The sequence below is a fragment of the Deinococcus sp. AJ005 genome (genome assembly GCF_009017495.1).
Taxonomy (GTDB): Bacteria; Deinococcota; Deinococci; order Deinococcales; family Deinococcaceae; genus Deinococcus.
Map to the genome: position 1 here is coordinate 2,825,111 of NZ_CP044990.1, position 20,260 is coordinate 2,845,370.

General features: G+C 65.6%; 18 protein-coding genes. 2 read left to right on the forward strand and 16 right to left on the reverse strand.

Annotation, left to right across the window (positions count from 1 at the left end; genetic code table 11):
• Positions 1-44 precede the first annotated feature (44 nt).
• A complete protein-coding gene (locus DAAJ005_RS15555; RefSeq protein WP_192930798.1) occupies positions 45-1,061 on the forward strand; it encodes a glycosyltransferase family 2 protein in 1,017 nt (338 codons plus the stop codon).
• Between the two features lie 28 nt (positions 1,062-1,089).
• Here DAAJ005_RS15555 and DAAJ005_RS15560 read toward each other — a convergent pair whose 3' ends face one another.
• The 16 genes from DAAJ005_RS15560 to DAAJ005_RS15635 all read right to left on the reverse strand — a co-directional run bounded on the left by DAAJ005_RS15560 (position 1,090) and on the right by DAAJ005_RS15635 (position 19,703).
• Positions 1,090-2,154: a P1 family peptidase gene (locus tag DAAJ005_RS15560; protein WP_151847902.1), complete on the reverse strand. Its 1,065-nt coding sequence runs from the start codon at positions 2,152-2,154 to the stop codon at positions 1,090-1,092.
• A gap of 56 nt (positions 2,155-2,210) precedes the next feature.
• On the reverse strand, positions 2,211-3,368 hold the full coding sequence (locus DAAJ005_RS15565) for a M28 family metallopeptidase (protein WP_151847903.1): 1,158 nt from the start codon (positions 3,366-3,368) through the stop codon (positions 2,211-2,213).
• A gap of 125 nt (positions 3,369-3,493) precedes the next feature.
• Complete coding sequence (locus tag DAAJ005_RS15570; RefSeq protein WP_151847904.1) at positions 3,494-3,808, reverse strand: hypothetical protein; 315 nt, start codon at positions 3,806-3,808, stop codon at positions 3,494-3,496.
• A gap of 76 nt (positions 3,809-3,884) precedes the next feature.
• The gene (locus DAAJ005_RS15575; RefSeq protein WP_151847905.1) at positions 3,885-5,027 is read right to left on the reverse strand and encodes a cytochrome P450; all 1,143 of its coding nucleotides are present in this window, start codon (positions 5,025-5,027) and stop codon (positions 3,885-3,887) included.
• Positions 5,028-5,175: 148 nt separating this feature from the next.
• On the reverse strand, positions 5,176-5,568 hold the full coding sequence (locus tag DAAJ005_RS15580; protein WP_151847906.1) for a hypothetical protein: 393 nt from the start codon (positions 5,566-5,568) through the stop codon (positions 5,176-5,178).
• Between the two features lie 91 nt (positions 5,569-5,659).
• Positions 5,660-6,151, reverse strand: a complete 492-nt coding sequence (locus DAAJ005_RS15585) for a hypothetical protein (protein ID WP_151847907.1) — start codon at positions 6,149-6,151, stop codon at positions 5,660-5,662.
• 86 nt (positions 6,152-6,237) lie between these two features.
• The gene (locus DAAJ005_RS15590; protein WP_192930799.1) at positions 6,238-8,220 is read right to left on the reverse strand and encodes a delta-60 repeat domain-containing protein; all 1,983 of its coding nucleotides are present in this window, start codon (positions 8,218-8,220) and stop codon (positions 6,238-6,240) included.
• 499 nt (positions 8,221-8,719) lie between these two features.
• Positions 8,720-10,279, reverse strand: coding sequence for a S8 family serine peptidase (locus DAAJ005_RS15595; RefSeq protein ID WP_192930800.1), 1,560 nt, complete (start codon positions 10,277-10,279; stop codon positions 8,720-8,722).
• A 64-nt stretch (positions 10,280-10,343) separates the two neighbouring features.
• Positions 10,344-12,683, reverse strand: coding sequence for a tetratricopeptide repeat protein (locus DAAJ005_RS15600; RefSeq protein ID WP_151847910.1), 2,340 nt, complete (start codon positions 12,681-12,683; stop codon positions 10,344-10,346).
• 104 nt (positions 12,684-12,787) lie between these two features.
• Complete coding sequence (locus DAAJ005_RS15605) at positions 12,788-14,215, reverse strand: NAD(P)/FAD-dependent oxidoreductase (protein WP_151847911.1); 1,428 nt, start codon at positions 14,213-14,215, stop codon at positions 12,788-12,790.
• Positions 14,216-14,282: 67 nt separating this feature from the next.
• A complete protein-coding gene (locus tag DAAJ005_RS15610) occupies positions 14,283-14,993 on the reverse strand; it encodes a hypothetical protein (protein WP_151847912.1) in 711 nt (236 codons plus the stop codon).
• A 56-nt stretch (positions 14,994-15,049) separates the two neighbouring features.
• The gene (locus DAAJ005_RS15615) at positions 15,050-16,162 is read right to left on the reverse strand and encodes a glycosyltransferase family 2 protein (RefSeq protein WP_151847913.1); all 1,113 of its coding nucleotides are present in this window, start codon (positions 16,160-16,162) and stop codon (positions 15,050-15,052) included.
• Entirely contained in the window at positions 16,159-16,815 is a 657-nt protein-coding gene (locus DAAJ005_RS15620; protein WP_226342472.1) for a lysophospholipid acyltransferase family protein, read from the reverse strand. The genes DAAJ005_RS15615 and DAAJ005_RS15620 overlap by 4 nt, the downstream gene beginning before the upstream one ends.
• Positions 16,808-17,761, reverse strand: coding sequence for a carotenoid biosynthesis protein (locus tag DAAJ005_RS15625; RefSeq protein WP_151847914.1), 954 nt, complete (start codon positions 17,759-17,761; stop codon positions 16,808-16,810). Before DAAJ005_RS15625 ends, DAAJ005_RS15620 begins: the two co-directional genes overlap by 8 nt.
• A 2-nt stretch (positions 17,762-17,763) precedes the next feature.
• Complete coding sequence (locus DAAJ005_RS15630) at positions 17,764-18,171, reverse strand: NUDIX domain-containing protein (RefSeq protein WP_226342473.1); 408 nt, start codon at positions 18,169-18,171, stop codon at positions 17,764-17,766.
• On the reverse strand, positions 18,168-19,703 hold the full coding sequence (locus DAAJ005_RS15635) for an NAD(P)/FAD-dependent oxidoreductase (RefSeq protein WP_151847915.1): 1,536 nt from the start codon (positions 19,701-19,703) through the stop codon (positions 18,168-18,170). The genes DAAJ005_RS15630 and DAAJ005_RS15635 overlap by 4 nt, the downstream gene beginning before the upstream one ends.
• A 94-nt stretch (positions 19,704-19,797) precedes the next feature.
• On the opposite strand from DAAJ005_RS15635, the gene DAAJ005_RS15640 reads away from it, so the two are divergent.
• Positions 19,798-20,259: a GNAT family N-acetyltransferase gene (locus tag DAAJ005_RS15640; RefSeq protein WP_192930801.1), complete on the forward strand. Its 462-nt coding sequence runs from the start codon at positions 19,798-19,800 to the stop codon at positions 20,257-20,259.
• The last annotated feature ends 1 nt before the right edge of the window (position 20,260 follow it).

Genomic DNA, 20,260 nt, shown 5'->3' on the forward strand with positions numbered 1-20,260 from the left:
ACTTCCAGCACCGAATCGTCCCTTCCCACTTTCCAGAGGTTCCCATGCCTGACAGTTCACTGCCGACTCCTTCCCAGCCGCTGATCAGCGTCGTCATCCCGACGTTCAAACGCCCTGATCTGCTGCTGGAACGGGGACTGGCGAGCGCGCTGGCCCAGAACTATCCCCATCTGGAAGTGCTGGTGGTCATGGACGGCCCGGACCCCCTGACGGCGGCGGCGCTGGCCGGAGTGGACGACGCCCGCCTGCGCCCGCTGACGCTGCCCAGCAACCAGGGACCGTCTGCGGCACGCAATTACGGCGTGCAGCACGCTCGCGGCGAGTGGGTGGCCTTTCTGGACGACGACGACCTCTGGCGGCCCGAGAAACTGGCCCGGCAGATGGAACTGGCGCAGCGCTCCCGGCACCCGCTGCCCGTGGTGCTGAGCGGCTACATCACGCGCACGCCCTACGGCGACACGCTCTGCCCGCCGCGCCAGAAGACGGAGAACGAGACTCTAGGCGACTACATGCTGGTGCGCAGTTCGGTGACCGGCAAGCTGTGTACGCTGGTCTGCACCCTGCTGATGGTGCCCCAATCCCTGGCGCTGAGCCTGCCCTTCCGCACCGAACTGCGAAACAGCGAGGACGTGGACTGGATGCTGAGGGCCGAGGAAATCGAGGGCGTGGGTTTCGAGCAACTATCGCCACAGGATGCCAATGCCCTGGCGATCTACCATGTGGGCGAGGATCGCCCCACCGGCAGCGGGGACTCGATCTGGCACCCCATGCTGAACTGGGCGCAGGGACACCGCGAGGCCGGACGGCTCTCGGACCGGGCCTTCGCCGGATTCCTGCTGGCCCAACTGGTGCCGCGCGCCGTTCAGCGTGGCGATTACCACGGCCTGCCGATCCTGGGCCGGGCGCTGCTGTCCACCCGCCCCGGCCCCGGCGAACTCGCCACCTTCGCCAAACACTGGGCGCTGCCCGCCACGCTGCGGCGCAGGCTACGGGTCTGGCTAAACACCCGCCGCGCGCCCGTGCGTCTGGGAAGCGACCCGCCACGATCTGACCAGAAATGATTCAGGGAAGATAAAAAAGACTCTCTCCTCAGTTGCTGTCCCCCAGCCGCCCGTATTTCCGCATGGCTTCTAGCGTGCGCGTGTGCGGCAGCGCGTGAACCGTGCGCCCACGTAGCCCAGTCATCGTTTCGGCGGCGAACAGGGCATTGATGATGGCTTCCTCGGTGGCCTCTACAGTGGCCTTGAACAGCGGATCGAGGCTGGCGCTGGGCAGTGCGCGCCAGTGTTCCAGACCCCCATGAACCTCGGGCGTGGCGGTGGAAAAGGCCAGGAAGATGTCGCCGGAACCGTTGTGCGCCACGCTGCCGGTGCGGGCCAGCCCCAGGGCCGCGCGCCGGGCCAGCCGCCGGAGCTGATGCGGCAGCAGCGGCGCGTCGGTGGCGACGATGATGATGATCGAGCCATCACGCCCGCCAGATTCCTTGCGCTCGGGGAGCAGATCGGGGATTTCCTGGCCGACGGGCACGCCCAGGATGGTCAGGTCCTCACGCACGCCGAAGTTGGCCTGCACCAGAATGCCCACCGTGCAGGGCATGGGCGCATCCAGCACCCGCGAGGACGTGCCGATGCCGCCTTTGAAGCCAGAGACAATCATGCCGGTGCCGCCGCCCACGTTGCCCTGCGTCACTGCGCCGCCCGCCGCCGTGTTCAGCGCCGTGAAGGCGTGCTGCTGCATGACGTGAAAGCCATTGATGTAGTTCAGAAAGCCGTCGTAAGTCTCGGCCACCACGGGCAGACTCCACGCCTCGGCCCAGCCCCGCGCCTGGCCCCAGGCCACCACCGCGTCGCGCACCACGCCCACCGAATGGGTGTTGGTGAGCATCACCGGACCCGTCAGCCCGCCAGACTCGTCGATCCAGGCGGTGCCGGTCATCTCGCCGTTGCCGTTCAGTGAGAACCACGCGGCGGGAACCGTGTGCGCGCCATCCTTTCCGCAGGGCAAGACAGCGGTCACGCCCGTGCGAACCGCCGCCTCGCCCTCACCCGAGATCAGCGTGACGTGGCCGACTTCCAGCCCCGGCAGATCGGTGATGGCGTTCAGAGGGCCAGTCTTGCCAGGAAAGGGCAGGCCAAGATCACGGGGATTGGGCATGGGGGAAGTGTAGAGGAACACCTCCGACTTCAGAGATGCGGACGGAGAGGGTTTTGCTACTTCAGCGGGGCCACCTTCAGAACCTCGTTTGCGATTTTGAAGGCCGCCTCCGCCGTCTGCTCTACCAGCGCCGGGTCCAGCAGCGTGTCGCCGGGCTGGTGGTAATTGGCGTCCAGGCCCCGGTGGAAAAATAATGTCAGCACTCCCGCCTGCCGGAACGGCACCTGATCGCTGCTGCCAGGGGTGCCCACGCTGGCCTCCACCCTCGCACGCCGCGCCGCTTCCACCAGCGGAGCCTCGCCGCTGACGCTCAGGGGCATGACATTCACGCCCACCATGTCCAGATTGAGCATGGCCTTCAGGCCCGTCACGACTTCCGGGTTGTCCTTCACGAAAGCGCGCGAACCCAGCAGGCCGTCTTCCTCGCCGTCGAAGAGCATAAAAAAGCTGCGGGCCGACAGCGGCGTGTTGGCGGCCCGCCGCGCCACGTCCAGCACCGCCAGACTGCCCGAGAGGTTGTCATTGGCCCCCGGCGCACCCGCCACCGAGTCCAGATGTGCGCCGAACAGCACGTCCGGTGTGTCCACGCCTGCCTTGAAGGCGATCAGGTTGACGGCCTGCACGTTGCCCTCGCGCACGCGGACGCGCAGGGTCACGAGCTGGCCGTCTTTCAGGGCCTCGCCCACTGCGGGAGACACGCCCAGCACAGGCACGTCCACCCCTTCGCCCAGCGTTCCCCGGAAGTCCCCGGTGCTGTTGTTGACGATCACCACGCCCACCGCGCCCGCCGCCAGAGCCGCGCGGGTCTTGTCGATAAAAGGAATTTGGCCACGAGAAACCACCGCCACCTTTCCGCGCACGTCCAAGCCGGCAAAGTCGGCAGGGGTGCCCACCCCAGGCACGCGAACGACAGGGGCCGTGACTTCGCCCCCAGCGGAGTCCTGCAAGGCGTTGCCGCTCAGAAGCTCTTGGCCCACCCGCACGTCCGAACCCAGATCGTCGAAGCGCGGGTAACTGAAGGTTTCGCGGCGCGTCTGGTAGCCCAGCGTCTGAAACTGCGTTTCCAGATAGCGGCGGGCCTGCTCGTTGGCGGCGCTGCCCGTCACGCGAGGTCCAAACTTGAGGATGGCCCCCGCGTGATCCTGAATGCCCGCGCCCAGGCTGATGCTGGAGAGGGGAAGCGCCAGCAGCGCGGGCCAAAGCAGGAGTTTCATTGGCGGAGTAGACCACGGCTGGGGCGGCGTTACGGTGGCCTCTGCCGCCTTTTTCGGAGGCTGGGAACGGGCACGAAAAACCCCGCCGACTGGGGCGGGGCGGGTTCATGGCTACGGCTGGCGATTTAGCTGCAACGCTTGACGGCGTAAAGCTGGTTGAGCTTGGCAATCCGGTCATCGGCGGCCTTCTGCACCTGATCGTTGGTGTATTCGTTGGCGACGATGCCCGGAATGAAGAACACAGCCCACGCAACGTTCTGGGCGCTGAGTCCCCGGTTGCTGGTGGCCTCGGCGCGGGCCGACTGGGCGCGGCTGATCTCGCTGCGGACCTCCGAGCAGGACAGGTCCACATCAGGCTTCTGCGCGTTGGGGTTGTAGCGCGGGGCGCAGGAAGACAGGGCCAGGGCGGCGACAGCAGACAGCAGCAATGCTTTATTCATGGGTCATTGTCAGCCGGAAATGAGCCGACAGGGCCAGACAGATATTTACGTAACGTTGATCACAGTGCCTGAATGATCACGCCCGCCGCACCACCAGCGGTCCCTTCGGCCCCAGCGTGATCCCCGGCACCGGGGAGTCGTCGCCACGCACCGCACGCAGCGGGGGCAGCGCTGCCAGCACGTCCAGAATCAGCATCTGCGCCAGATGCATCCCCAGGCACAGACGTTCGCCGCCGCCGAAGGGCAGATAGGCCCAGGCAGGCGGTTTGGCTTCCCAGCGTTCGGGCCGGAACCGCTCGGGCGCATCCCAGAGCTGCGGATCACGGGCCGAGAGGTACGGGGCATACAGCGCCAGCGTGCCGCGTGGCAACTTCACGCCGTTCCAGTCCAGCTCGCGGCTCAGGCGGCGGCTGCCCATCCAGCCAGGGGGGTGCAGGCGCAGGGTTTCCTTTAACACGGCGGCGTGATGCTGAAGCGTGTGCCACTGCGGATAATTTGCCAGATGCCACAGCGCGTAGGCCAGCGCGTGCGTGGTGGTGTCGTGCGCGGCGGCCAAGCTGACCCGCGCTTCCTCCAGCCCGCCGGGAATGGGGGCGAGAACCGCGAGGAGATCGTCTCCACCCGAAGTTAAGCGGTGTGTGGCAAGGCGGCGCAATTCGGCGTCCACGCGCAGGAACAGCAGCGGGCGGGGCAGGGCCGGAACCGGGAACGGGCGGCGCAACGGGGCCAGGAAAGCGTGCAGCAACTGTGCATTGAATTCACCGCCAAAATACGCCGCATTCAGCAACTTCAGCACCGCGCTGTCGGCCCATGCCAGCGCATCAAATTCGCCGTCTGGGATGGGTAACAGGGCGGCCCGAGTCCGTCCACGCAAGGTTTCCAGATGCTTCTTGCTAAATCCCGGATTGATGGTCTGCCGCCGCCTGCGGTGCATGGGCGCATCGGTGAGAATCACGCCGCCCGCCAGATACGGCACCACCGCCGAGAACCCACCCGCACTGCGGAAGGTGTCCAGATCGCTTAAAAGCCGCTTATTCCATGCTGGGCTGAAACCGACGACGGAGGGGATACCCAGCCTTAAACGAAATAAATCTGTCCCTGCCGCCCGCGCCCGCCGCGCGCCGTCGTCGATCAGGGGCAGGGGTTGCAGCGCCCAGTCCTGAAGGTGGCCGTTGCCGGGGCGGGTGGGGGGCTGGGGCAAGGCGGAGAGGTCAGGCATTCAGGAGTCATCCTGTCAGCTTGGCGCGGCAGGCACAAGACAGGGCGGGCACAAGACGAATTCAGACCAGGGTGCGGAAAGCGGTACGCACCCCGCCTCTCCACCTGACTGCCCCACCCGATCGGCCACGGCGGGGCGCGCGCGCCGCTCAACCCGTTCCCAGAGCCGAGACGATGGCCCAGATGAATGTGAGAAATACAACCAGCCCGACGCCCACGCCCACCCCAATCGCCTTCAGGATGTTCGTGCCCGTCCCGGAACTCTGCGCCGCCTGACAGGTCTTCAAGCCTTCCCCTGGCCCGCGCTCCCGCACGAAGGCCGCCAGTACAGCCGCGCCGCACTGCGGGAAGATGACATACACGTTCTCCCGCATCTGATCCGTAAACGCTGTCAGCGGCACCTTCACGGCCACGCCATACGCCTGGCCCCTCACCGTGATCGGCAGACCGCCCGGACCCGTCACTGCTGGCGCACAGGCCGAGCGCGCGGCGGCCAGCAGCATGGCTGCCACAGCGCTGGGCTTTCTGAATTCCTGTTTCATAGTGGACCTCCGAAACTGGTTGGACTGAAGCTGCCCCCGCCTGGGAAACGTCTGACAAGCTCGCGTCTGTCCTGGGCTTGCATCTGGGGCTTTAATTCAATGTCAGCGTGACTCCGCCCGGCGCGGAGGAGTCTTCGGCCAGGGCCAGGGTTTTGGTGGTATCGCCCAGGACGGTAAAGCTCTTGGTCACTTCCGGCGAACTGGCCGAACAGCGAACGGCCAGCGAATATGACACATTACCCGTTTCGCTGTTGCTGCCGCCCTTGCTGGTTAGGCTGCGCCCCGTATACGGCAGTGCAAAAGCAGTGGCAAGCGCCTGGGCGCTGCCCGGCTGAAGATCCACCACAAGCTGCTGGGTGCCGGAGCCGCTGACCCCTCCCAACGCCGTGAACGTCACAAGCTCACTGCTTTTGTTAATCAGCGCCATGCCGGGGCACGCGCCCGCTGGCGTGTAGGTCATATTGAGAACCGCCAGAGTAGGCCGACGGGGAGCATTGGGATAGTTGGGATAGCCGCAACTGCCGAGTAGTGGGAGAGCCAGGAGAAGGAAGGTGCTGAACTTGAGCATTTTTTTGGTGTGCATGGCGGTTTCTCCTCTGGAATCTGTGGAACCGGCCCTCCCAGCATTTTCGCCAGGAGGGCCGCTCTCTGACTTACCGTATTAGAGACTTACCTCCGCAGCAGGGGCGAGAACCACTCGTCGTCTGTGCCCGCTTTGTTGGTGAAGCCGGAGAACACGTACTTGCTCGTTGTGGGGTCGTAGGCGACGTTTGTACCCACATCCACCCGTCCGACTGGGCCGTAGGTGTTCGGGTCGTTCACACCTGGGGCCACGCTGGACAAGGCGCCGTTGGTGGCGACTAAGCGGGCGTCCAGCACATCGCTGTCGTTGGCACTAAAGGCTTGGAAGTTCGGGCCAGTCAAGGCCAGCATCTTGCCGTCGCTGGCAATCCCTTTGCACTGCGCCTGCTTGATCAAAGTGACGCCGCCAGTGCCGAAAGTGGCGTCCAGCTTGCCGTTCACGTCCAGACGGGTCACGGTGCAGACATCATCTGGGCTTCCGAAGATCACATGGCCCGCCATGACGGCCTTGTTGTCCTGAAGCAGAATGCGGTTGAATACACTGCTGACCGAACCGCTCATGGCTGAAGGATTGCCGGTGCCAACCACGCTGGGGTTATAGCCCACCGTTTGCACGCCGCCCACGCCGTAGCTGGTATCCAGGGTGCCGTCGCCGTTCAGTCGCAAAATAGCGCTGACATTCACGTTGCCCAGTTCCGTGACCCGCGTGGTGCCCGCCGCCAGAATCTTGCCGTCCGGCTGAATCGCCACGTCCGACAGGCTTGCTGCGTAATCCTCAAGGTTGAAGAAGCTATTGATACTCAGGTTGAACATGCCGGGGGTAGAGCTGGCGGCATTGAAGGTGGTGTCCAGAGGGAGAGTCGGAACCGACAGATAGCGCCGCACTTTGAAGGCTCGCCAGTTGCCCGCGCCGCCCTGGCTACTGACCGTCTGGGTGTTGTCGGTGCCGCCCGTCACAATGTTGTTGTTCTGGTCAATTTCTACGCTCTGGAACCAGTCCTGGGTGTTGGGATTGTCGACGGTGACACTATCCAGCAAGGTGCCGGTCGGGCCGTATTTGAACATTACCGCGCCAGAATCGTCATAGACCTGGGTGGGGATGCTGCGGTTCTTGACGCCCACCACCACGATGTTGCCGTTCTTGTCCACAGCCACGTCGGTTGCCTCATCGTTGACATTGCTCAGGTGCCGCACGTCGCTCCACAGGACATTTCCAGCCGGGCCGTACATGACAGTTGCAAAGTCGGGGTCGGCTCCCGGCAGGCTGCCCACCGCGTCCGCCGAACCCACCATCACGGTATTGCCGTTGGGCAGCACGCGCACGCTGTTGGCGTGATGCAAGTTGATCGGCTTGACTGGGTTGACCTTCTGGAGACAAAAGCCGTCGTAGCCCATCCACGACACCAGTTCTGGATGCCCGTTCACCTGCGCCGAGGCGTTGTCGTTCACGGTGGTCACCTGCATGGTCGTCGCGCCGCCAACACCAATCGTGAAGGTGTGGGACTGAGGCACCCAGGGCAACGAGGGCGAGTTCACGGGGATGCTGCCCGAAACGATGGTCGGGGCCGCGATTGTCCAGGGCGTAGTGCTGACGCTGTTGCCAAAATTGATGGTGTACTTGGAGTAGTTTGCCACCGTGGTGGAGAAGGCCCGCAGTCCCAGCTTGAGCGTGTAAGTGCCGGGTGTGAGACTCAGGCCCGACTGCGCGAACGATTCGCCGCCGTCCTTATAGCCCCAAGCCAGCAGCCAGCCGGGAGCCGAGTCGTAGCCCACCGTTGGGCTGTGCTGCGGACTGCCCGCCGCCGAGGCCCAGCCAGGTACGACGGTTGGCCCAAGCGGCGAGATGTTCGTGCTGCTACCCGCCGTGAACTGCGCGGCATTGGGGTTTTGAAGCAGGTTATCCACGCAGGAATTCTGGGTGCGGGGATCGGGCAGGGGGATCTGGGCATCGGGCGGAGTGACGGCTACGGCCACGGCCACGGGAACGTCATTTCCAGCACAAGACGCGAGAATAAGGGCGGTAGAAAGCAATAGGGCGGGGGCAAGCACAGCTTTGATGGTTTTATTCATGGTCATACCTTCTTTTTTGCTGGCAAGGGAGCGGGCAAAGGAACGCGGACTGGACTCGGTGCGGTCTTGCATGAGGTGTCCTCCTGTGGACGTGAGGGGCGAAGGGGGGGAAGCGGTCAGGCAGCAGTGGAGGTCATCAGGCACGCTCTGGCTTGTTGCCCAGCCGCTGCCTTTCCGGTGTCCACCTGTTCTTATTTGCTGCTGAAATCAAGGTACGCGCCGACCCCTGAACGACCCCTGAACGCTCATGAACACTGGGGGATGGGCAACGGAAAAACCCGCGCTGGGCAAGCCCCGGTATGGTATGAACGCCTGATAACGCACACGGAATCGGCACAGTTTCCAATGCCCAGCAGCTTTAAGGCTTCCCCGCCGCTGCACCGCGAACTGGCCCACGCGCACGCCGCAGCAGAGTGCCCTGGCTATCCCCCAGAAACAACAAAAACCCCGCGCAGGGCGGGGCGATTGATTTGCATTGTTAGTGCATCTTGTTTCCCACTCAATAGCCGCTGAGCCGCAGCATCGGCTTTCCATTCTGGACCTGGAGAACGCGCGACGACGTGAGCATGAAGGCCCGGACGGCGGCGGGCGGCGGCAGGTTCGCCAGATTCGCGCCCTTGACCAGCGCGGCGGCTCCGGCCACCAGCGGCGCGGCAAACGAGGTGCCGCTGTACAGGTACGGGTGTCCGATATCCAGCGCTTCACCGGGAGCGCTGATGTTCAGGTACGTGCCTGTCGTGCTGAATGCCGAGTATTTCCAGATGTTTGGAGCGCGGGGCGTGACCGAGGCGACGGCCAGCATGGGCAAACCCACCTGTGAACCGCTGGCCTGGGTGTAGGCGGCTGGAAACTCCGGGAGGTTCTCGGTCTGCCCCTGGTTGCCGCCTGCCGCGACCACCACCACGCCCTGAGAGGTCGCCCAGTTGAGAACTGCGTGGATACCGTTGATGGGTATGGGGCCGCCAAGACTGAGGTTAATGACCAGTTTGCGGGCCGGAACCTGATTCAGCGCGAAGCACAGACCGCGCAGGACATCGCGGGTGTTGCAGCTCGCCAGTCCGGGCGAACCCTCGGCACAGACCTTGATGGGCAGCACGCGGGCCTGCGTGGCGACGCCGTGCTGGTTTCCAGCGGCCAGAATGGCGACCTGCGTGCCGTGACCTTCCCAGAAATCGGCAGCGTTCGTAAAAGTGGTCTGCGGATTAAAGGGGAACAGAGCATTCATGGCCTTGTCTGTGCGGCCTGCCAGTTCATTCAGACTGTCGATGCTGGACGTGAAGCCGGTGTCCAGCACGGCGATGGTGATGCCCTTGCCTTTGAGAACAGTGGATCCTGCGCCCAGACCCAGGGCGGTCCTGGGAATGACAGGCGAATGGATGTAATGGAAGCTGGAGGCGGCATTACTGGAGGCAGCGCTGCCAGGAAGCGTGGACTGCACCTGTTTGGGAGCGCCATAGGTGCTTATCGGATCGGGATACCACAGGGCGTTCCCACCGATCTGGAGGAGGGCGTTCAGGGCCACTTCCAGACTGACACCGGGGTTGAGTTTCAGTTCGGCTAGCGTCCCGCCGCAGGGTGATCCCTTGCTCTGGGCCGCAGGAAGCACCTCCCGTGTGGTGACCTTACCGATGGCCTGAACCGCAGGACTGTTTAACAGCGCGTCTGCCTCTGACACGCTCAGACGTGGGTTGACGAGCAACTGCACTTTGCCGGGTTCCACAGCCTGTAACGGGGCGATGCTGGCGGGCGGCAGAACATCCACTTCCCGGCTGGTCAGGGTCAGGTTGTCGGCAGCGTTCACGAAGTTCAGGGTGTGCCGTCCCGGTGTGGTGCTGCTGGGAATGGTCACGGTAACGGCAATATCTTCAATTGTCGCTGTCATGCCGCCCACCTTGACCGTCCGGCCTCTGATCTCTGGGACACTCAAGATCAGGGGCTGTCCAGCACGGGCATAGGCGTCTGGGCGGCTGCTGCCCGCAATGGGTGAGAGGCCAGTGCCACCCGCCGCACCCAGGGTCAGGGCCAGGGCAAGAATCGAACTCCAGGTGTATCGTTTCATGGGCTTCCTCCAGCCAGATCGTCCCGTCAATGATATAGACGCTTCTCGGCATATCGCGAGCATGTCATCCCCCCCCTGAACGCCCCCTGAACGCCTCGCGCTGCTCCCTGAAATACACAGCGAGATCGTCGTGGCCTGCACCTTCCAGAAGACTCAGGGCCTCCTCGATCAGAGGCAAGCTCTCCTGTAACTCGGCCAGGTTGCCTAGCGACAGCGCCAGCAGGCGGACTTCACCGCCCTGCCGGGCAGCGTGAATAGCCTGACTGTAAGCGTTGGCGGCCTGGTCCGCTCTCCCCAGTTTGTGATGGAGGACGCCCACGTTGTTCCACGCGGCGGCAGCCGTGGAGAGATCCTGTCGGCTCTCGGCGTTGGTGGCAGCTTGCTGGGCGTAGGCTAGGGCATCGGTCCATTGATCCTGGGCCTCCAGAATCCAGCCGATATCCAGCAGCACGGTGGCTGGAAGCTGATTCAGCGAAGACTCCTGCATCTCGCGCAGCAAGGGGCCAACGTCTCTGCCAAGTTTCTGCATGGCAATCGCCTGGCAGCACACCAGTTTCAGCCGCATCAGGTCGTCGTCTAACAGCATGAACAGAGCGGCAGAGCGCTGGGCGCAGTCATGGGCCTGTGCGTAGTCCTGGGCAGCCAGAGCCAGCGCCGCCAGCAGGTTATAAGCCTGCGCCCGCGCTTCCATGTCGCCGTTCAGGCCAGCGTTCGCCAGGGTCGTCGCGCCCGCCCGGTCACCCAGTCGCCACACGGCGCGGCCCCGGAAGACCTGCACCAGCGGCGTGTCTGGCAACTCACTCAGCACCTTCAGGGCTTCTTTGTGCTGACCCAGGGCGTCCAGCGCTCGGCCCAGCAGCAGGCGAGTTTCTGGCGACTGCGCGTGCGGGCGCAGCAGGGCGTGGGCCTCGACCTGGCGGTCTTCGGCCAGCAGCGCGCGGGTACGGTCAGCGAGCACCGCCTGGAAACCGGGGAGGTCGCTTGAACCCGTCAGCATGTGCGCACGCAGGTAATGCGGCAGGGCGTCTGCGGGCAGCAGGTGCGGGGCCAGCAGGGTCAGCACCTCGGTTTCCAGGCTGGGCTGGGTGTCCAGCCAGGCGCGCAGGGCAGCGGGGGCGGTGGGCCGGGTGCCGTCCAGCAGACAGGCGCGGTTCAGGCGTTCCAGGGCGGCGGCCATATCCTCGCCGCCCAGTTCCAGCGCCGCCTGTGTGGCCTTCAGGTCGGGCGTCTCCTGAATGCCCAGACACGCCAGAAGCTGCCGCGCACGGGGTGGATGCAGCGCCAGCAGATGCGCGTAGGCGTCGGCCAGCGACAGATTCTGGCGGTGGGCATGAATCAGGGCAGGAATGCCACCCGTGAGTGGCAGCTCCCCAGCTCGCAAAGCGCTCAGCGGACGTAGCGTCAGTTCCGGCAGAGGCAGGGGGGGCCGTTCACGGCTGCCGATCACCAGGGGCGGGCCAGCGTGCGTGGCTGCCAGCGCCAGCAGAACGCGGCGAGAGTCGGGGTCACACGCTTCCCAGTCGTCGATCAGCAGCGGCTCTGAGCGGGCACTCAGCACCTGCGCCCAGGCGCTTTCGGTGACTGGGCCGGGATGGGGCACCTCTGGCAGGGCCAGCAGCGTCGCGTGGGGCCGCCCGCCCTGCCCACGCAGCAGCGTTCCCACCGACGCGGCCAGCAGGGCACTCTTGCCGATCCCGGCGGGGCCAAGCAACCACAGCGTCTGACCCGGCGGCACCTCCATGATCCGGGCCAGCTCGGCCTGACGACCTGTCAAGGACACGCTGGGCGCATGCAGCGCGACACCCAGCTCGGCAGCTTGACGCTCCAGCAGGGCGGCGTCCGGGTGCCTCTCGGCGGCCAGCAGATTGTGAAGTTCTCCGAAGGTCTCGGGATCAGGTGGGGCAGCTCCAGGAACGGCGTAGGCCAGGGCAGCCCAAACACCGGCGCCTCCAGTTCCGGCGTCCACGGCGGCGCGGGCCTGACCCAGCAGCAGACGGCGGTAAGCATCCGCGCCCGACTCACGCGTGGCGAGCAACCATTCGGCCAGATCGTCGGACAGATCGCCCGCCCCAATCCCAGCAGCGAAAGCGCCCCGGTAAATCCTACGGGCCTGGTCAAGATCCTGGCTGCGGCAGGCGCGCAACAGGTCGCTCACATCGCATTCCAGCGGGGTTGCCACCTGGGTATCGGTGACACGCAGCAGGTCTGCCGAAACGTGCCGGAGCTGCCCCAGCGCCACCGAAAGGCTGTTCATGGGGTCTGCGGCATCTGGCCAGAACTGCCGGGCCAGCGTGCGGCGTTCCTGGGTGCCCCGCAGAGACAGATAGGCCAGCAGCAACAGGGGCTTCTCACGCCGGAAGGCCGTCCCCTGAAGCTCCAGCGGGCCAAAGGTGAGTAATTTCACCACGCGTTTATCCTATCGCCCTTTGCGCTGACCTGTGGAGCGGTCTGCCTGGTGGCCCCTGCTCCATCCATTCGCAACGTCTACACACCTCTATCCCCGCAGTCTTACTCCCACGTCTCCCCCACTCCGGGCACGTCCAGGCCGCCCAGGGCGTCGTAGCGCAGGCCCAGCAGTTGCCCCGCCCCGTTCCAGCCGCTCAGCATGCTCAGCGGGACGCCGCCGCCGGGATGCACCGTGCCGCCCACCTGCGCCAGATTGCGAATCTGGGGAACCGTCCAGCCGGGGCGCAGGCTGCCGGTCAGGCCGTGCGGCGCGCGTCCGTACAATGCGCCGCCCTGTGAGACGCGGGCGTAATCGGCGGGACCGAGGGGCAGCCAGTCCTCCACATCTAAAGGAAAGCGTTCCTGCAAAAGCTTGAGCAACAGCAGCCCATAGGCGCGTGGATCGTCTTCCAGTTCCGGTCTGGGGGGCGCGTTGACCAGCAGGAAGGCGCGCTGGCCGTCCAGATGCAGGTACAGCGTAGGATCGCGCGGCAGGCGTCCAGCGCGGATGTCCTGCCACTCGCGGGCGTACTGCGCAGGCCAGAAGATGTGGTGGGCGCGGCCCATGTCCTCTTTCAGGTGCAGTTGCAGGGCAAAGCCGCTGACGCCGCGCGGGGTGGGTTTTTCCTGCACGCCCAGCCAGCCCAGCGTCAGTGCACGGTCCGCCGCACTGACCCAGGCGTCGGCGGCGAAGGCCCCCCGGTCCGTGTGTGCGCCCAGCACGCGCCCGCCGTGAACGATGAGTTGCCGCACCCGCGTACCGTATTCAAAGCGGACGCCCAGTTCCACGGCCTTGTCGTGCAACCGTTCGGCCAGCGCCAGCAACCCTCCCTGCATGTGCCACACGCCGTAGCCCAGCTCCACCCAGGCGATGTTGTGCAGCACGGCAGGAGCACGGTAAGGGTCCGCCCCCAGGTAAGTGGCGAAGCGCAGCCAGAACGGCGACATGAACGGCCCCGAACGGGTGTAGCGGGCCAGCGTCGTTCCAGGCGCGGCCCGTATACCGCGTGTCAGGGCATACCGGGCCAATCGCGCCTGCGTGGGCGGCGGCGCGAACAGAAAGGTGGGCGCGGCGTCCAGATACATCTGGCGGGCAGAGGCCAGCAGCGTGGTGTAGCGCTTGCCCTCCGTCTTTGAAAGCTGCGCCAGCGTCGGCTCCAGGCTGCCCGCCACATGCAGGGCCTCGGGGGCGAAGATGCGGCCCTCACCGGGTTTAGAGGCGTGCGCGTGGTAGGTGGTGGTGGGGCGGGCAGCCTCCAGTTCGGGGGCGGGCAGTTCCAGGCGTTCGTGCAGCGCTCGGAAAATCTGCGGCATGGTGACCACCGTGGGGCCGCTGGAGAAATCCTCGTAGCCCAGCGCCGCCTTGCCTCCGGGGCGTTCCAGCGCGTCCAGCACGGTTACCTGCGCCCCGGCCTGCGCCAGCCGCAGCGCCGCCGCCAGCCCCGCGAAGCCCGCACCGATCACCGCGACATGCCTGGGAGCGTTCTTCAAACCCGCGTTTTCCTGTTGGTCCTACTGTTCATGCCCAGAGGATAATGCGGACTGCGGGGCAGAGCAGTCACTTTTGCACGCTGATGGAATAGGCGAGCAGTTCCTCGCGGCTCAGGGTCTTTCCACCCTTCAGCACGCTGAGGCTGCCGCCCGGCCCGGCAGACTGGCCCACTTCCAGCACGTACTGATAGCCCGCGTTGTCCCAGACATAACGCTCGTGGCCCCCGTTGGTGCGGGTGTGCGTGCCGCCCGCGAGCTGAATGCCAGGAGTGCCGTCACGGTTGCGGCTGGCGTAGGTGACTTTCCCGCCGCTCTCCCAGACGATGACCGTGTGCCTCGCGGTGGCGGCCAGCACGGTGGCCTGCGGCACGTATCGGCACTGGAAACGGCCTGCCGGAACGACGTATTCGTTGATGTGGGTCATGCGATAAGCAGGATCGGTGGTGTTCTCTACGTTGCTGCTGTGAATGAAGTATCTGGGAGTCTGGCTCGGCGTCTGCCCGGCGGGTGTCAGCGGCGTGTAAATCTGGCCCGCGCCAGGATCGGGATGGCCCAGTTGCCAGTTCTGGACGTTGATCTTTCCGCCCACCCACTGCGCCAGTTTTACCGCGTCGCCAGAATTGGCCGGAGCCGTGACCGCCAGCACCCGCCCCGGCGTGTCGCACCACGATTGAACGGGCTGCCAGCCGCCGACATTGGCGTATGAAGATTCCTGCCACTGCGCCTGGGCCTGTGCGCTGCCTGCCAGGGCGAGGGCCAGTAAAAGCGTGCGTTTCATGCGCCTAGCCTCGGCCCGTTTGCTGAGGTGAAGCTGATGGGCAGGGCCATCAAAAGCTAATCCCTTTCCCCTCCACCCTGCGGGTATTCACGGCCCTTCCAGACCACCCGCCGCCGCGCCGCCCTCAGATACACCGGGAGCGCCAGCAGCGGCGTGACTGGCCCCAGCAGCCCTTCCAGCAAGTCGGCGGGTCTGCGGCGGCCCGCGATCAGGGCCACGGCGGTTCGTTCCAGCAGCCCCAGCACGCGCAAGGCCCTTGCCCCCGGCACTGGCAGCCCCAACACAGGCAGCAACCACGGCAGCGTATACACCGCCAGATGGGCCACCGCGCTCAGCAGCAGCAGCGGGCGCGAATGCAGGTGGATGGGCAGCACGTTCTTGGAAAAGCCGCGCACCGAGTCCGGGTACGAGCGGTACATCCGCACGCCGATGACGTTCTGCCCCAGCGCCGAGGCCACCCGGCCCCCACGGGCCTTTAAACGTCGGGCCAGTTGCATGTCTTCCAGCAGTTCCCGGCGCACCAGCGCGTAGCCCCCGGCCCCTTCCAGCGCCACGCGGCGAAAGGCCATGACCTGCCCGTTGGCAATCGTGGCGGCGGCCTGCGGCTGCCTGATGGCCGGATAGGGGAAGTAGGACAGCACGGCGGCGTCCACCAGCGGCGTCAGCAGGCGCTCGCCCAGAGTCTGATTCGCCTGACGCGGCTGCACGCTCAGCAAGTCGGCCCCGGATGCCTCCAGCTCATGCAACACCGCCCCCAGCGCGCCCGCGTGCCACGTCACATCCGCGTCGGTGAAGATCAGAATGTCGCCCGACGCCAGGATGGAGAGTTGCTGACAGGCCCACGGTTTGCCGAACCAGCCGGGGGGCAGAGGTTGGCCCTGAATGACCCGCGCGCCCAGCCCAGACGCAATCTCTGCCGTGCCATCGGTGCTGCTGTCGTCCAGCACGATCACTTCGTCTGCGCCCTGCGCCAGCACGCCGGGGAGAGTGTGGGGCAGGTTGGCGGCCTCGTCGCGGGCCGGAATCAGGATGGAGATGCGGGGGCCACTGCGGGGCGTGGGGCGTGGGCGCAGGCGCGGAAAATGCACGGCATTGATCATCAGCACCGCCGCCTTTCCCGCCAGCCACGCGAAGGCGAAGGTGTGGTAGGCGCGGGCAATGGGCTTCATTGGTCCCCCGTGATCAGCGTCAGCAGGCGGGCAGGCCAGTCCACCTCATCGCTGCCGCTGGCCCGTCCGGCCATCACACGCAGGTAGCCCGCCAGCGGTTGCTCCGGGTCACTGGAGGCGAGTTCAGCGTCCAGCAGGCTCAATTCGTGCGCCAATGCTTCGGCCAGATCAGTTTTCGCCGCCCCTATTCGCAGATATGCCTCCGGCCATTGCCCGCCGCGCATCACCACGCGCAGGGCCACGGGAATCAGGGGGACGCCCGCCGTCCGCGCGATCCACGCCGCGCCGGGTTGCAACTCGGCCAGGGGTCCGGGTGGCTGCACGGCTCCCTCTGCGAAGACTGCCACCCATGCACCATCCTGCGCACTCCGCGCCGCTTCGCGTACCCGGCCCGCCTCCAGTGCGCCCATGCGCCGCAGGAAGGGAAAGCGCCCCAATTGCCGCGCCGACATCAGCACCCGAAAGTCCGCGCCCGCCCACCACGCCAGTTCGCGCAGCACGTAGCCGTCCCACCAGGAATTGTGGTTGGGCACCAGAACCGCGCCGCCTGCTGGCAGGGAACCGCGCACCCACACGCCACCCAGCCCAGCGTGCAGGCTCTGGCGAATGCTGTGCTTCAGAACGGGGGTGGCCCAGGGAGCGCGGTCAGGCACGCTTCCCCCTCACCGCCCGCGCCAGCCCCAGACCCAGCAACATTGCCCCCAGGGTGACGATGGCCTCCAGATAGCGGCCCACCAGCACCAAGCCGCCGGGGAGGAAGAAGGCTTCAATCGGGTAAGCGACGGCGAAATTGAATGAGGTTGGGGGAACCCTGTTGCCACCAGGGAGAGAAGAGAAAAAGACCCCCGGCCCGATTTTCAGCAGCACCCATGAAATGCCACTTGCCACCGCCCACCAGCCCAGAAAGTTCTGCAACGGAGCGCCCGCCCAGATGGGATTCGGATCACTCCACAGCCAGTAGCGCTGGGCGGTCATCAGCGGTTCCAGACCCACGTCCCACAGCGCCAGCAGCAGCCCAGCCAGCCACGCCCGCCCGCCCGCCAACAGCAGGCCCGCCAGCGTCAGGGCGAACCAGCCCAATGGAACCATCAGCGGCACACCGAGGATTAAAGGCTCGGGGGCGGTGGCGTAGGAGTAGATGCCAAAGGGGAAGCCAGTGCGGGTGCCGATCACTTCCGCGCTCAGGCCCAGGCCACAGGCCAGCGCGGCCATCAGCCAGGAACGGCCCCAGCCCACGCGCTCGGCGGCATACAGGAGCGCACCCACGAACAACGCCGCCGTACTCGCCAGCCCCAGCACGCCGAAGCCCTCCGGCCACAGCGGCACAGGAACGTGCAGAAGGGCGTACAGGGCAATCAGCCACATCCACGGGCGCGTCTCGGAAATGAGTTGTCGTGTCCGGTCTTGCAGCGTTCTGGAGAATCCGCTGCCCAGCGCGTCTCCTGCCAGCGCCAGAAGGCCGGAGAGCGGCACGCCAATAGCGATCAGCGCCCAGCCTGCACTCCGATCTGTCAGGACCAGCAGCGCACCCGCAAAAGCAATACCCAGCGCGGCGAAGGCGAGGCCAGTACGGAGAATGGTGGGCGGGAGGTGGGTCAAGGTCAGTCCTCAGCAGACAGAGGCATAAATTGCCCCAGCATCGTGAAGTAGTGCTGGGTTGCGTCTGAGACATTCTGTGGCAGTGCCTTGCGCAGCCACCAACGCGCCTCCCGAGCATCGTCACCTGCCTTTACTTCATCGCCTGAGTCATCGGCGGTAAAAAAGTGTGTTTCCCAATCCACCCGATTTCCGTCCGGGTAGGTGTGCGGGTGCTGGAACACGGCAAGTGGACGGAGAACGCCGACGCTCAGGCCAGTTTCCTCGGCCAGTTCGCGCCGTGCTGCGGCCTCTGGAGTCTCGCCGGATTCCAGCCCCCCACCTGGCACGTCCCACAGGCTGTTGTCTCTTCGCCGGATCAGCAAAATTGCTTCGTCCTTCAAGACAGCCACGCCCGCTCCCACGCGCCTCACTTCCAGCCTCTCCGCGTCAGATCCTTGACCAGCACCTGCGCGGCATTCCTTCCACTCGCCCCCATGATTCCGCCGCCTGGGTGGGTGCTGGCTCCGGTGAGGTACATGCCCTTCAGGCCCGGCCATTTGTATTGGCTGGCGCGCATCCACGGGCGGAAGGAGAACATCTGGTCAAAGCTCATTTCCAGGTGCATCACGTTGCCCCGGTGCAGACCCAGGTTGGTCTCCAGCCACTGCGGCGTCTGCACCAGCTCGCCCACAATCGTGTCGCGCGTGCCGGGCGCGTAATGCTCAAAGGCGTTCAGGATGTTCTCGCGCGCCTCGGCAGTGCGGGTTTCCCAGGAGCCGGAGGACAGCTCATACGGGTAATACTGTGCCCACAGCCACAGCGCCTCGCCACCGGGGGGGGCCAGTGAATCGTCCACGGCGCTAAAGCTCATGGCGATCAGGGGCGGGTCTTTCGTCGGTTCTCCGGCCAGATATTGCCCGTAACCCGTCATCAGTTGCTGCTCGTTCTTGATCAGCAGGCCCAGGCCCACGCGGCTGTCGGGTTCGGTGTGGTGGCGGTACTTGACCTGCTCGGACAGGGCCAGACGCAGCACCATGCCAAAGCCGTTGCCCACACGCACATTTTTGGCAGACTCGGGGACGAATTCATCCGGCATCGCCCCGGCGGTAGTCAGAATGTGCGTCCCAGACACGACGGCGCGGGCGGTGTACGTGTCGCCGTTCTCCAGCCGGATGCCCTGCGCTTTTCCATCTTTAACCAGAATGTCCTTGACTGGCGCGTTGACAAAAACCTCGCCACCATCGGCCTCAATCGCGCGTTTCAGCGCCTGGGTCAGTCCGCCGCTGCCGCCCTTGGGCCGGGCCACGCCGCCCTCGTGATAGAGCGGGTGCCACAGCAGAAAGGGCGCACTGAGCGGGTCTGTCGGCGGCGGCCCGCTCTGGGCGGCCATCCAGGTCAGCGGCGCACGCACGCGCTCGTCGGTGAAGTATTCCTTCGCCACCTCGCCGTAAGGCTTAAGAATACGCGGCAACTGCTCCATCCAGTCGCGGCCCTTGCCCGAACTGACCATCATCTTGCCCATATCCAGCGGGCCGGGCGCGGAGTTGAACAGATCGGCCACGCTGCGGGCAAACGGCGTCCAGTCGTCCAGAAAGCGGGTATACGCCTCGCCCTGGCCGGGGAACAGGGCTTCCAGTTCGCGGGCCGTTCGCCCGGCATCGCGGTGGATAAACCACGGGGTTTCGCCGTCGTAGGCGTGGAACATCGGGTCCACTTCCAGGTAGTGCAGGCCGTGGCGGGTCAGCTCCAGCTCGCGCACCACCGGGGTCATGCGAATCAGGATGTGGGCGCTGCCGCCGTAGTCGAAGCGGTAGCCAGGCACCAGCTCCTCGGTACTCACCGCTCCACCGACGATGTGCCGCCGCTCGAAGACGCCCACTTTCAGTCCAGCCTTGGCCGCGTAGGCCGCCGTTACCAGCGCGTTGTGGCCCGCGCCCATCACGATCACGTCAAAATCCGGCATCCAGTCAAGTGTGCCATGAAGAGCGTGGGACGGACGGGAAGCAATGCGCCAGATGGCCGATGCAGGCCACGCCCCGAACCTCTCAAACTGGAACATGCCATCTTTCACCGTCCGCCGCCTCAGCTCTGGCGATGAGCAGGCCCTAGCCCTCGTCGCCCGCGAGGAAACCGACTTCACGGGCGAGGAATCCAGCCCGCCGTTGGCTCCGGCAGATGCCCGCGCTTACCTGTCCGATCCTGCTGTGTGGCACTGGCACGCCGAGGCGGACGGTCAGCCCATCGGCTTTCTGCTGGCCTATGTCCACCCTCAGCGGCACGGCGAGGCCCGGCACGTCATGTTCGACGAGATCGGCGTGCGCGAGGGCTGGCGGCGTAGAGGCGTGGGCCGCGCACTGGTAGACGCTTTGCACAAGCAGATGCGCGCCGAGGGGATACAGGAAGTCTGGGTGCTGGCCGACAACCCGGAGGCGGGGGCGTTTTACGAGGCTTGTGGATATGCAGTGGATGAGGTACAGGGCGTGATGCTCTCGCACTCTGTTGCTGACAGAGAAGCGTAAG